The sequence below is a fragment of the Rhodopseudomonas faecalis genome (genome assembly GCF_003217325.1).
Taxonomy (GTDB): Bacteria; Pseudomonadota; Alphaproteobacteria; order Rhizobiales; family Xanthobacteraceae; genus Rhodopseudomonas; species Rhodopseudomonas faecalis.
This window is the reverse complement of the sequence record NZ_QJTI01000004.1, coordinates 123,723-135,566: the sequence shown is the minus strand read 5'-3', so window position 1 is coordinate 135,566 and position 11,844 is coordinate 123,723. Positions and strand designations below refer to the sequence as shown.

General features: G+C 63.0%; 12 protein-coding genes and 2 tRNA genes. 10 read left to right on the top strand and 4 right to left on the bottom strand.

Annotated features, from left to right (window positions below; genetic code table 11):
* Positions 1-683 precede the first annotated feature (683 nt).
* Both BJ122_RS05410 and BJ122_RS05405 read right to left on the bottom strand, forming a co-directional pair.
* A tRNA-Thr gene (locus tag BJ122_RS05410) sits at positions 684-758 on the bottom strand.
* A gap of 126 nt (positions 759-884) precedes the next feature.
* The gene (locus BJ122_RS05405; RefSeq protein ID WP_027278267.1) at positions 885-1,328 is read right to left on the bottom strand and encodes a nuclear transport factor 2-like protein; all 444 of its coding nucleotides are present in this window, start codon (positions 1,326-1,328) and stop codon (positions 885-887) included.
* Positions 1,329-1,406: 78 nt separating this feature from the next.
* Here BJ122_RS05405 and BJ122_RS05400 point away from each other — a divergent pair, with 78 nt between their 5' ends.
* From BJ122_RS05400 to BJ122_RS05370, 7 genes are all read left to right on the top strand, one after another.
* The gene (locus BJ122_RS05400) at positions 1,407-1,595 is read left to right on the top strand and encodes a hypothetical protein (protein ID WP_110780104.1); all 189 of its coding nucleotides are present in this window, start codon (positions 1,407-1,409) and stop codon (positions 1,593-1,595) included.
* A gap of 150 nt (positions 1,596-1,745) precedes the next feature.
* Positions 1,746-2,408: an NAD(P)H-binding protein gene (locus BJ122_RS05395; protein ID WP_110780165.1), complete on the top strand. Its 663-nt coding sequence runs from the start codon at positions 1,746-1,748 to the stop codon at positions 2,406-2,408.
* Positions 2,409-2,864: 456 nt separating this feature from the next.
* A complete protein-coding gene (murA, locus tag BJ122_RS05390; protein WP_110780103.1) occupies positions 2,865-4,154 on the top strand; it encodes a UDP-N-acetylglucosamine 1-carboxyvinyltransferase in 1,290 nt (429 codons plus the stop codon).
* Between the two features lie 17 nt (positions 4,155-4,171).
* Positions 4,172-4,642, top strand: coding sequence for a DUF2948 family protein (locus BJ122_RS05385; protein ID WP_110780102.1), 471 nt, complete (start codon positions 4,172-4,174; stop codon positions 4,640-4,642).
* 96 nt (positions 4,643-4,738) lie between these two features.
* The gene (gene hisD, locus BJ122_RS05380; protein ID WP_110780101.1) at positions 4,739-6,034 is read left to right on the top strand and encodes a histidinol dehydrogenase; all 1,296 of its coding nucleotides are present in this window, start codon (positions 4,739-4,741) and stop codon (positions 6,032-6,034) included.
* The gene (locus tag BJ122_RS05375; protein ID WP_110780100.1) at positions 6,031-6,522 is read left to right on the top strand and encodes a UPF0262 family protein; all 492 of its coding nucleotides are present in this window, start codon (positions 6,031-6,033) and stop codon (positions 6,520-6,522) included. The genes hisD and BJ122_RS05375 overlap by 4 nt, the downstream gene beginning before the upstream one ends.
* Before the next feature lie 57 nt (positions 6,523-6,579).
* Positions 6,580-7,044: an arsenate-mycothiol transferase ArsC gene (locus BJ122_RS05370; protein WP_110780099.1), complete on the top strand. Its 465-nt coding sequence runs from the start codon at positions 6,580-6,582 to the stop codon at positions 7,042-7,044.
* A gap of 71 nt (positions 7,045-7,115) precedes the next feature.
* Here BJ122_RS05370 and BJ122_RS05365 read toward each other — a convergent pair whose 3' ends face one another.
* Positions 7,116-8,459: a hypothetical protein gene (locus BJ122_RS05365; RefSeq protein ID WP_146227156.1), complete on the bottom strand. Its 1,344-nt coding sequence runs from the start codon at positions 8,457-8,459 to the stop codon at positions 7,116-7,118.
* A gap of 13 nt (positions 8,460-8,472) precedes the next feature.
* Positions 8,473-9,867, bottom strand: coding sequence for a tetratricopeptide repeat protein (locus BJ122_RS05360; protein ID WP_110780097.1), 1,395 nt, complete (start codon positions 9,865-9,867; stop codon positions 8,473-8,475).
* A 410-nt stretch (positions 9,868-10,277) separates the two neighbouring features.
* Here BJ122_RS05360 and BJ122_RS05355 point away from each other — a divergent pair, with 410 nt between their 5' ends.
* From BJ122_RS05355 to BJ122_RS05345, 3 genes are all read left to right on the top strand, one after another.
* A complete protein-coding gene (locus tag BJ122_RS05355) occupies positions 10,278-10,901 on the top strand; it encodes a Maf-like protein (RefSeq protein WP_110780096.1) in 624 nt (207 codons plus the stop codon).
* On the top strand, positions 10,891-11,073 hold the full coding sequence (gene yacG, locus BJ122_RS05350) for a DNA gyrase inhibitor YacG (RefSeq protein WP_110780095.1): 183 nt from the start codon (positions 10,891-10,893) through the stop codon (positions 11,071-11,073). The genes BJ122_RS05355 and yacG overlap by 11 nt, the downstream gene beginning before the upstream one ends.
* Positions 11,074-11,672: 599 nt before the next feature.
* Positions 11,673-11,748, top strand: a tRNA-Phe gene (locus tag BJ122_RS05345).
* Positions 11,749-11,844: the final 96 nt, after the last annotated feature.

The following is an 11,844-nucleotide window of genomic DNA, read 5'->3' as shown; positions in this document are numbered from 1 at the left end:
CTAAGTCCGATCCACAAGGCTCCGAAGGCGCAGAGTGCATCCCTCGGGTGCGACCTGATCCGAAGTAGCAACTGCCCCCCGGACCTCCCCCCCAGAACAACCGACGCTCAGATCGAGCCCGGCCACCAGAGGCGAGTGGACCAACGCTGCGAAGCAGATCGCAACAGTAGCGAGTGCCGATCGACTGGCACGTTTTTGCATGTCCTGGTCATCTGACGCGCTCCTTTGAAACCGGCCTACCTTTTTGGCGGTGACCGTCAAGCGTCGCCCGCGACCCTCCACCCCGGCGGAGAAAGAAAAGCTGCCAACCGTCCGATAAGTCCCCGAAATGGTGAGAGCTACGGTCAGCTTCCATCGTGCCGAGAGCAAAGTCCGATCCACAAGGCTCCGAAGGCGCAGAGTGCATCCCTCGGGTGCGACCTGATCCGAAGTAGCAACTGCCCCCCGGACCTCCCCCCCAGAACAACCGACGCTCAGATCGAGCCCGGCCACCAGAGGCGAGTAGATTGGAATTACTCAACCTAACGTGGTTGGTTCCGTCATACAAGATGATGTCGGCGGCGTGCGTCGCTATATCCACATGATGTGCCGTGAATCGCCAGTTACTTGGCGCTGGGCGACGAGACAATGACGAGCCGATAGCGTGCTACTGTCTGTAAGCAAATGGTTCTCAGGGGAAAAGATGGTGCTGCCAGACAGGATTGAACTGTCGACCTCTCCATTACCAATGGAGTGCTCTACCACTGAGCTACGGCAGCATGCCATTCGTTCGGGAAACGGCCCGGAGGGGCTCCCGTTCGGCGGCTGTTCATTGCCACAACGAATCCCGCAGCGCAAGCGGGGCTGTGACGCTTTGTGACCTCCTTTTGGGGAAAGCGGTGGGTTCAGACCCCGGCCGCCGCCTTCATGGCCAGCAATTGCGGGCCGATCCGCGCTCCCATGGCCTCGCCAAGCGCCTGCAGCGCCTTGGCCGGCCGCACCATCACCTCAAATTCGATCATCTGGCCGGCTTCGTTGAACTTGATCAGGTCGATGCCCTTCAGTTCCCAGCGGCCGATATTGGCGGAAAATTCCAGGCCGACGTCGTGCGGACCGGCCACAAAGGTGCGGTGGTAGCGAAAATTCTCAAAAATCTGCGCCACGGTGGTCAGCACCAGCGCGGTCGCGGCGCGGCCGGGGATCGGCGAGCGCACGAATGGCGAGTGGAACACGATTGATTCGGCCAAAAGCGGTTTCAGCACGTCGCCGCTGCCGGTGGCGACGAAATCGTGCCAGCGCGTCAGCGTCAGTTGCGGTCCGCTCGCCAAGGCATATGTTGCGTCCTGCATCGTTCCTCCCCTGATCCGTTGTTGTGCCGCAGCCCAGCATAGAGCCTGGATGCCGGCAAGCCTGAAGACCGCCGCGCCATGACCGATTCGCCCAAACCCGCTTCGCCGTCCTCCGATCGCGCCGCGCGGCTGCGCGAGGCGCTGCGCGAAAATCTCAAGCGGCGCAAAACGCAGCTCCGTGGCCGCGCCGCTTTGGCAGAGGCTGAGGGAGAATCGGCGGGGGCGGAGAGCGCGCTCGCCGCGCCAAGCGGCGAATCGCACCGCTGATCGGCCCCGGCCGGCGCCGCTGGCTTCGCCATTCGGGCGCGGCGCCGTGTGTGCTTGGCCATGTCGCATGGCGCGCAAATAATGTATCGTCATGGTGGTGGAGAGAATCGCTACCACTCTGCGTTGATGGTCGAAGCTGCGGGCTGCCAGATGAAGGTGATCCTGTTCGGCGCGAGCGGAATGGTCGGCCAGGGCGTGCTGCGCGAATGCCTGCGCGATCCTGACGTCGAGGAAGTGCTGGTGGTGGTGCGCAATCGCATCCGGCGTCAGCACGCCAAGCTGCGCGAAATCCTGCACGAAGATTTTTTGGATTTTTCCACGATCGAGGCGCGGCTCGCCGGCTACGACGCCTGCCTGTTTTGCCTCGGCGTGTCGTCGGTCGGCCTTGATGAAGCGCGCTATCGCGAGATCACTTACGACATCACCATGGCGGCCGCGCAGGTTCTGGCGCGGCTCAATCCGGCGATGACCTTCATCTATGTGTCCGGCAGCGGCACCGATTCCAGCGAGCAGGGCCGGCTGATGTGGGCGCGCATCAAGGGCAAGACCGAGAACGACCTGCTCAAGCTGCCGTTCAAGGCGGCCTATATGTTCCGGCCGGCCGGGGTGCAGCCGCTGCACGGCATCCAGTCGAAAACCCGGTGGGTCAACACGCTGTACCGCTATGCCCGGCCGGTGCTCGGCTGGCTGCGCCGGATCGCGCCCGGCGCCATGACCACCACCGAACAGCTCGGCCGCGCCATGCTGAAAGTCGCCAAGCATGGCTATCCGCAGCCGGTGCTGGAGAGCCGGGACATCAACGCGATGAGCTGAGTTGTTCGGCTTGCGGTGACCTCACCTCGCCCCGCTTGCGGGGAGAGGTCGGCGCGGCGGAGCGCTGCGAGGCCGGGCCGGTGAGGGGGGCTTCCGCGAGGGTGACCCATGTGGATATGCCCATGTGGATATGCCCATGTGGATATGCCCCCTCATCCCGACCTTCTCCCCGCAGGCGGTGAGAAGGAGCGCGCCGCCGCCAGCCGCCGCCAGTCGCTCGCAGCTAAAGCGGCGTTGGCCGGATTGGATACCGGTTCACGTCAAGAAAGCGCGTCAGACCAGAATGTTAGAGCGTTGCTACGGATTTCGTTAAAACCGAAAACGCGCTCATCGCTCGCAGCACAAGCCGCCGTCCGCGCCGCCGCACCCCATCAATTCGCCGCAAATCCGGTCGCTTTTGCCTTCGGGCGGTCATTTGCCCTATAACGCCGTTTCTCCAGCACAACAGGATTAGGCATGGATCGCATTCGCATCGTCGGCGGCGCTAAGCTCAATGGCACGATCCCGATTTCGGGCGCCAAGAACGCCGCTCTGCCGCTGATGATTGCGGCCCTGCTGACCGAGGACACGCTGATTCTCGACAATGTGCCGCGCCTGGCCGACGTGGCGCAGCTGCAGCGCATCCTGGGCAATCACGGCGTCGATATCATGTCGGCCGGCAAGCGCTCCGGCGATCATCAATATCAGGGCCAGACCCTGCATATCTCGGCCAAGAACATCATCGACACCACCGCGCCCTATGAGCTGGTATCGAAGATGCGCGCCAGTTTTTGGGTGATCGCGCCGCTGCTGGCGCGCATGCATGAAGCCAAGGTGTCGCTGCCCGGCGGCTGCGCGATCGGCACCCGCCCGGTCGATCTGTTGATCATGGCGCTGGAAAAGCTCGGCGCCACCATCGCGATCGACGGCGGCTATGTGGTGGCGAGCGCGCCCGGCGGGCTGCGCGGCGCCGAAATCGAATTCCCCAAGGTCACGGTCAGCGGCACCCATGTCGCGCTGATGGCGGCGACCCTGGCCAAGGGCACCACCATCATCAACAACGCCGCCTGCGAGCCGGAAATCACCGACGTTGCCGACTGCCTGATCAAGATGGGCGCCAAGATCAGCGGCGCCGGCACACCGCGCATCGTGATCGAAGGCGTCGATCAGCTCCACGGTGCCCGCCATACCGTGCTACCGGATCGGATCGAGGCCGGCACCTATGCGATGGCGGTGGCGATGACCGGCGGCGACGTGCAGCTGTCCGGCGCGCGTCCGGAATTGCTGCAATCGGCGCTCGACGTGCTGACCGAGGCCGGCGCCACCATCACCGTCAACAATGAGGGCATCCGCGTGGCCCGCAACGGCGCTGGCATCAATCCGGTCACCGTCACCACCGCGCCGTTCCCCGGCTTCCCGACCGATCTGCAGGCGCAGCTGATGGCGCTGATGACCTGCGCCAAGGGCGTCTCGCATATCACCGAGACCATCTTTGAAAACCGCTTCATGCATGTGCAGGAGTTGGCGCGGTTCGGCGCGCGCATTCAGCTCGACGGCGAGACCGCGACCATCGACGGCGTTGCCAAACTGCGCGGCGCCCCGGTGATGGCCACCGATCTGCGCGCCTCGGTGTCGCTGGTGATCGCGGCGCTGGCCGCGGAAGGCGAGACCATGGTCAACCGCATCTATCATCTCGACCGCGGCTTTGAGCGGCTCGAGGACAAGCTGTCCGCTTGCGGCGCCACCATCGAGCGCATCAGCGGCTGACGCCATCGGGGGGCAGCGTGACCGGGCAACTGAAGCTGATCGCCTTTGACGCTGACGACCTGGCGGTGATCTCCGCCCATGTGCAGGATGCCCGGGTCCATGTCGCCGACATCATCTGGCGGCAGGCCGACAAGCGGCTGGTGATCGGTCTCAGCCGTCCCGATTGGGATCAGACCCTGGCCGGGCATGACGCGCCGGGCCGGCTGGTGTCGGCGCTGCGTTTCGATCGGGTGCTGGCCTGCAAATCGCGCCAGATCGATCACAGCCAGCCCGATCAGGTGCTGGAGCTGATCGGGATCGACTTCTACCCCGGCGAGGCGCCGGGCGGCGCCGCGCTGTTGATGTTCAAGCAGGGCGGCGCGGTGCGGCTCGACCTCGAATGTCTGGAATGCAGCCTCACCGACCTCGGCGCTGACGCGCTCGGCGGCGAAGCCGAGCAGGCGGACGACCCTGTCCCCTCGCGTGCGCCGCCGCGGCCGCGCTCGTAACGCGATCGTTGGCAGCCAAGGGTTGACGGCGATAAGCCGTCGCGCCATTGAGCAAGGGGCCTTCGTGACGAAGCCCCTTTTAGTTGGACTCTCCGAATGCCCATTCGTCTGGATCGCCGCAGCGCCGATTTCGCCTCGCAGTTCAAAGCCTTTCTGGCGACCAAGCGGGAAGCCTCGCAGGATGTCGAAAGTGCGGCCCGCGCTATCGTCAATGACGTGGTGGCGCGCGGCGACGCGGCGCTGATCGAGGCGACCCGCAAATTCGACCGGCTCGAGATCGACGCGAGCGGGCTGCGCATCACCGCCGATGAGGTCAAAGCCGCGGTCGCCGCCTGCGACACGGCGACGCTCGACGCGCTCAAACTGGCGCGCGACCGCATCGAACTGTTTCACCGCCGGCAATTGCCGAAGGACGACCGTTTCACCGACGCGCTCGGCGTCGAGCTCGGCTGGCGCTGGAGCGCGGTCGATGCCGTCGGCCTGTATGTGCCGGGCGGCACCGCCGCCTATCCGTCCTCGGTGCTGATGAATGCGGTGCCGGCGATCGTCGCCGGCGTGCCGCGCGTGGTGATGGTGGTGCCGACCCCGGACGGCAAGCTCAATCCGCTGGTGCTGGCTGCCGCCGATCTCGCCGGCATCACCGAGATTTACCGGGTCGGCGGCGCGCAGGCCGTGGCGGCGCTCGCCTATGGCACCGCGACCATCGCGCCGGTCGCAAAAATCGTCGGCCCCGGCAATGCCTATGTCGCCGCCGCCAAGCGGCTGGTGTTCGGCAAGGTCGGTATCGACATGATCGCCGGCCCGTCCGAGGTGGTGATCATCGCCGATCGCAACGGCCATCCGGACTGGATCGCCGCCGACATGCTGGCGCAGGCCGAGCATGACGCCAACGCCCAGTCGATCCTGATCACCGATAGCGCCGAGCTGGCCGACGAGGTCGAGCGCGCGATCGCCTCCCAGCTGACCACGCTGCCGCGCGCCGAGATCGCGCAGGCGTCGTGGCGCGATTTTGGCGGGCTGATCGTGGTCGAGAATCTTGATCAGGCCACCGAGCTTGCCAATGCGCTCGCCGCCGAGCATCTCGAAATCATGACCGCCGATCCGGAAGCGCTGGCGGCCAAGATCCGCAATGCCGGCGCGATCTTCCTTGGCGCCCATACGCCGGAAGCGATCGGCGACTATGTCGGCGGCTCCAACCACGTGCTGCCGACCGCGCGCTCGGCGCGGTTCTCGTCCGGGCTCGGCGTGCTCGATTTCATGAAGCGCACCTCGATGCTGAAATGCGGGCCGGAGCAGCTGCGGGCGCTCGGGCCGGCCGCGGTCGCGCTCGGTGAGGCCGAGGGCCTCGGCGCTCATGCTCGCTCAGTTGGATTGCGCCTCAATCTGCAATGACCAAGAAAGCCCCAGACGGTTCCAAAAACTACATCGTCGCGGTGACGCTGGACGAGGAATCGATTGGGCGTTCCGGGCCGGATATCGAGCACGAGCGGGCGATCGCGATCTATGATCTGGTCGAGAAGAACTCGTTCGCGCCGATCGGCGCCGGCGAGGGGCCGTTCGTGCTGCATCTTGGCATTACCGGCAACCGGCTGATGTTCGACATCCGCCGCGAAGACGGCACGCCGGTGGTGGCGCATCTTTTGTCGCTGTCGCCGTTTCGCCGCATCGTGAAGGACTACTTCATGATCTGCGACAGCTATTACCACGCGATCCGCACCGCCACGCCCGACAAGATCGAGGCGATCGACATGGGGCGGCGCGGCATTCACGACGAAGGGTCGCGCACGCTGCAGGAGCGGCTCGCCGACAAGGTGCGGATCGATTTCGAAACCGCGCGGCGGCTGTTCACCCTGATTTCCGTGCTGCACTGGAAGGGCTGAGATGCAAGGCCGGCGCAGGTCGCACGGGCGCTGCCCGAAGACCGGCGACCCACGGCGATGACGGCGGCGCCGGCCCAGCCCCATGCCGTGCTGTTCGCCTGCGGCCATAACAGCATCCGCTCGCCGATGGCGGCCAGCCTGCTGCGCCAGATCGCGCCGCGCACGCTCTATGTGCGCTCCGCCGGGGTGCGCAAGCTGGAGCTTGATCCATTCGCGGTGGCGGCGATGGCCGAGATCGGCCTCGATATCTCAAAACACCGGCCGATCACCTTTGAGGAACTCGACAATGACGAGGGCCTGAATTTCGATCTGATCGTGACGCTGGCGCCGGAGGCGCATCACAAGGCGCTGGAACTGACCCGCACCCACGCGGTCGAGGTCGAATATTGGCCGACCCCGGACCCGAGCGGCATCGAGGGCAGCCGCGAACACCAGCTCGACGCCTATCGCGCGGTGCGCGACGGGCTGTTGGCCCGGATCCGGCAGCGCTTTGGCTGGGGCGGGGTGACCGGCAATGAATGAGGAGCGGCAGTGCTGTTGTGCCGCGCCTCTACAATTATTTGACTGGAACGCATTCGCGCTCGTCAGTGAACTCAAAAGTCGCTGGCTGTCGAACGGGCGCCTGGCTTGGCCATAGTCGCTGCAGGCCCAGATTTGCCCCCTACTGCTTCGGATGATGTCCCTGGAGCCGAAGGTACCGCTCCCTGCTTGCGCATGCGTTGCTCGACGGTTCGCATTTGATCTCCGATCGTCTGAGAATCGGCGGCCCATGCCTGACTCCAGGCGACTGCGACCACCTGCATCCCCGCCTTGGACCAGGGGTGTTCTCCGCGCCACGAGCCGACATCGGCGGTACCTGTAAGCTGGAGGTCCTTAGAAACGGCGGTGATCTGCGAATTATACTCGGAAGTGTCAAATGAAGTTGCGCTGTCGTCGGAAAATTCGCGTCGCTCAAAGCGATTGCTAGCACTGCTTCGTGCTACGATCTTTTCTCCCAGGAAGCGCTGGATAGCAGCCAGGCCATGCAGTCTTGCTCGGCCATGATCAGCCGACGCAAGGGAGGTTTTTGGTGCCACACCAAATCCAACCACCACTCGGCTTCCCTTTTCGTCAGTGTAGACCCTGACACCTTCCGTGTAGGCCATCCAATCAGGGTTGACCGCTGCCATCTCATCGAACTGAGATTTCAGACGCACCTTCGGTGGAGCAGGGGGGATTATAATAGAAGGGTCCCAGATGGCTTCTGCGATGGCCTGCAGTTTCGGGCTCCAGATCAAGCCGACCAGAACAGCATATTTTCCGCTGTCTTCGGTGCTTGGGCCTTCGCACTGAACGGCAGAAAACGCTCCGGATGCGAACACCTCAGCGCTGCTTGCGATGTTCTGGTTCAAAGTCACCTGCAGTTTGGCGATCTTCTCCTGTCGCTGCGCAGTAGTGCCAGACCACTTTGGGTCGTACTTCTTGATTTCTGCGTCCACGGCTTTGTCGGCGAGAACCAAAGCCTTGTCTGACAGGGACAACTGCTCCACAGCGGGCTTCAAAGAGGGGGGGGCATTGTCTCCACCCATCATCTTGATAGCGGTTGCGCGATCTGATCGGATCGTTGTTTTGATCGTCTCCGCAAGAGCCTTTCGCGCCTCAAGTTCGGCATAAGCGAACATTGCCTGACGCGCTGTCAGCCAATTGCGGGAGTCGGGTGGCTCGGAGATCGCGGCCGCTTGTTTGGATACGAGGATGAAGTAATTATCGCGTTCGTTTTTGCCCTCTTGAAGCCCTTCGCGCGAAAGCCAGTCGCTCCAGCAAGCCTCAATCGATTGATAGCTTGACTTTTGGGGGAGGGGCGAAAGCTCTTGTAGCTGGACATTTGACTGCGCAAGAACAGGTATGCTTAGTTGTAACAGTATGCATGCAATTAGGCACGGTTTAATTTTAACCACGTTTCGCTCCTTATCAGTATCGTCGGGGAATCCCTTGGACGACCCCCTTGAACATTTCAAACATCATTGCTCGTGTCTGCTCGTCACGGATCTGCTGATCTCGGCGCGCCTGCTCATCGCGTATCTGCTGTTCACGACGGGCTCGTTGATCTTCTTGGTATTTTGATAGACGCGCCTCTGCAATGGCGTGGCCAAGCTGCGATGCCCGTTGCAGGAGTCTTTCGATTTCGCCAGGACTGCGCTCAGCGACTCTGCCCTGAATCATGAGGTTGGCTAGGCTGTTCATAGAATCTGGGTCGCCGAGTTGTATCCCTGTCCGAAACGCGGCCACAGCTGCCGGAATGTTCGGAGCTCCAATCCGATCGCTGTATAGCAGCCAGCCATAGTTATCGAAGGCCGCGGCATAACGCTCAGCCGTGAGGCGTTTCAGCAAAGCCAATGCTTTGATTGGTTCCCTAATTTGATAAGCACGTGCAAGTTGGTATCGATAGCGAGGATCCGATGAATGGCGCTGAACGGCTGTGGTACATGCCTCAATCGCAGGGAGCGGATCGGCCCGTAAAGAGTCGTAACTTGCGCTGCCGACTTCCTTGGGGCGTGCTGTGTCGTAAGGATTTCCTGCCAACTGGTTGCACAGTTCAGGTGCGCGGGACAGACGAGCGCGCTGCTCTTCATCGCGTTTGCGTCGCAGCGCCTCTTCTTCTTCCTTGGCAAGCCGGGCCAGGCGCTCTCGCTCCTCTTGCTCTCTGACTTCTTGGGCGCGCCTTGCTTCCTCCGCCTGCCATTCTTCCCGGACTTTTGATGTCACGGGCTGCAGCCGCTCGCCGTTTTTGGGATGGAAGCCTTTGTTGTCGAAAAAGGAATAAGGTTGGTTCTTTCCCTTCCAAAACCAAACGAGTGGTTCGCCGGATTTGGCATCAAACCATTCGACATGCTGCGGATCGACAGGTTGGGGCGGCTTCCGTTCACGCTCAGCTTTGGCTTGCCGCCATTTGGCGAGGAAATCCGGCTTTGGGACGCAGACCACAACGGTCAAGCTGAGTGAGACTGCATCGTGGTCCCCGATCTTCTTCACAGAATCGTCTGTGACCGTAGGGCGGACGAACCCGGCAAGTTCGCTCTTATCAAGCTGGTTGAAGCTCTGGTAAGCTAAGTTTTGTTGAATGTCAGTCTCGCTTCGACTGCTAGACTCAACCCATAGGCCAGTCACGCGGGCCGCTGCTTCCTGATAGGCGCGCTGCAAAGCTCGCCCTCTCGCAGGCGTGTAATCGTCGATATTTTTAATCGGCTCTTGGATATTAACGATGTCGACAGACTTCGAACTGGCGCAATCCGCATCTTCAAACGCAGACGCAGAGCTAATTAGCAGACTTATGATAACCGCCTGAAGCAGCAGTTTCGCAATCATTGTTACATTCCTCGCCCAGATGGAATGCTAACTGAGACAGCCTTAGACACGCAAGCCGTGCAAGGCGCATCGAGCTCACCTGTGAGCAACTGCTCGATTTCTTCGGTGGATCGCGGTGTCTTGGTAGTTCCTTCAATCTGCTGGCGGTATCTTCTCCTGATTGAGCCTCCGAAAACGAGGATTGGCTGCGTTCCAAGTTGGAGATTACCGCGAGTGGTGTTTTTGTACCGTCTACCGACTTCATCCCGATGTGTGATCCAGGGCGATGCCGAGGACCTCCGTTGGAGCCAGGGGGGAGGGCTGGAGATGGGAATGGCGTCCTGGCCGCGGATGTAAGAATGGGGCCTACAGGCGGTTGTCGAAGCAGGGGCCATCCGATAGGTTCCGCCGCGTTTTCTCAGGAATATCCTATGTCCGGCCGTCCCAAATTGGTTCTCGCCTCCGGTTCGCCGCGTCGTCTCGCCCTGCTCAACCAGGCCGGGATCGAGCCGACCGCGCTGCGCCCCGCCGATGTCGATGAAACCCCGATCAAGGGCGAGCTGCCGCGCGCCTGTGCCAACCGCCTGGCGCGCGCCAAGGCCGAGGCGGCGCTGAAAGCGCTGCAGCTCGACGACGATCTGCGCGGCGCGCTGGTGCTGACCGCCGACACCGTGGTCGCGGTTGGTCGCCGGATTTTGCCCAAGGCCGAGCTGGTCGATGAGGCGGCGCAGTGTCTGCGGCTGTTGTCCGGCCGCAACCACCGGGTCTACACCGCGGTGTGCCTGGCGACCCCGAAGCAGACCTTTCGGCAGCGGCTGGTCGAATCGCGGGTGCGGTTTCGCCGCCTGACCGAAGAGGACATCAAGGCCTATCTCGACAGCGGCGAATGGCGCGGCAAGGCCGGCGGCTACGCGGTGCAGGGCATCGCCGGCAGCTTTGTGGTCAAGATCGTCGGCTCCTACACCAATATTGTCGGCCTGCCGCTCTATGACACGGTGGCGCTGCTGAGCGGCGAGGGCTTTCCGATCCGCGATGGTTGGCTCAATGCCGGCTGAGCCCGATCAGCCCGCCACCCCCGCGAAACGCTGCCCGATCTGCGGCAAGCCGGCCGTCCCTGAAGCGCGGCCGTTTTGCAGCGAGCGCTGCCGCGACGTCGATCTCAATCGCTGGCTGTCCGGCAGCTATGCCATCCCCTGCCGTCCCGAAGAGGACGACGACAACGATTGAGGGCAGGGCTGGCGGAGGCGTGGCGCGCTGCGACTTGACGCGCTGATCGGCGCGTCATGGCCGGGCTTCGCATCACCAACACCCACTGCTCCACCCGTCATGGCCGGGCTTCCTTTGCGCCCGCAGCGCGCGTCACGGCACCGCCCGCGAGTAGCCCGGCTTGATCGGGCGTGGGGGCCCGCCCGCCTCATCTCTCCAACGCTTTGGCTTGCGTGCATAAAGCAGGAGGGCGGGCAGGGCGCATGACCATGGGGCATTGCCTCGACCAAGCCGTCATGGCCGGGCTTCGTCCCGGCCATCCACGTCTTTGCGCCTGCAGCCCATCGAGATGACTGCCCGCGACCCGCGCGGGCAAGGCGGGTCTCAATAGCTAAGCCGATGTTTTGCCGCGCGTTCCTCGCCTTATCGAGCCCGCTCGGCGCGCCAACGCGGCCGCTCGGCTGCAAGGCCCATAGGCGCCGGCGACCGGAAACGCGCCGGCTCCGCCGCGTCATCCCCAGCCCGGAAAATTTCCCCAAAAGAACATGCGCGGGATGGGTGGACATCGCCGCCGACCCCCACTATAAACCGCCCCGCCCCCGGACGTGTTCCGAGGTGACGCCCAGGTAGCTCAGTTGGTAGAGCATGCGACTGAAAATCGCAGTGTCGGTGGTTCGATCCCGCCCCTGGGCACCATTCCCTTAGCCGAAAAATCAGAATATTACGCTCCGCGTCTGACAGCGTGACCGATGGTCGCCATAGGCTTGGCGCCACTACCAACCTGCATCCGAT

Excerpts from the sequence above, each read along its gene's own strand:
- murA (WP_110780103.1), top strand. The coding sequence starts at position 2,865 with ATGGATCGCATTCGCATCGTCGGCGGCGCTAAGCTCAATGGCACGATC.
- BJ122_RS05395 (WP_110780165.1), top strand. The coding sequence starts at position 1,746 with ATGAAGGTGATCCTGTTCGGCGCGAGCGGAATGGTCGGCCAGGGCGTG.
- BJ122_RS05355 (WP_110780096.1), top strand. The coding sequence starts at position 10,278 with ATGTCCGGCCGTCCCAAATTGGTTCTCGCCTCCGGTTCGCCGCGTCGT.
- BJ122_RS05400 (WP_110780104.1), top strand. The coding sequence starts at position 1,407 with ATGACCGATTCGCCCAAACCCGCTTCGCCGTCCTCCGATCGCGCCGCG.
- hisD (WP_110780101.1), top strand. The coding sequence starts at position 4,739 with ATGCCCATTCGTCTGGATCGCCGCAGCGCCGATTTCGCCTCGCAGTTC.
- BJ122_RS05360 (WP_110780097.1), bottom strand. The coding sequence starts at position 9,867 with ATGATTGCGAAACTGCTGCTTCAGGCGGTTATCATAAGTCTGCTAATT.
- BJ122_RS05375 (WP_110780100.1), top strand. The coding sequence starts at position 6,031 with ATGACCAAGAAAGCCCCAGACGGTTCCAAAAACTACATCGTCGCGGTG.
- BJ122_RS05405 (WP_027278267.1), bottom strand. The coding sequence starts at position 1,328 with ATGCAGGACGCAACATATGCCTTGGCGAGCGGACCGCAACTGACGCTG.
- yacG (WP_110780095.1), top strand. The coding sequence starts at position 10,891 with ATGCCGGCTGAGCCCGATCAGCCCGCCACCCCCGCGAAACGCTGCCCG.
- BJ122_RS05370 (WP_110780099.1), top strand. The coding sequence starts at position 6,580 with ATGACGGCGGCGCCGGCCCAGCCCCATGCCGTGCTGTTCGCCTGCGGC.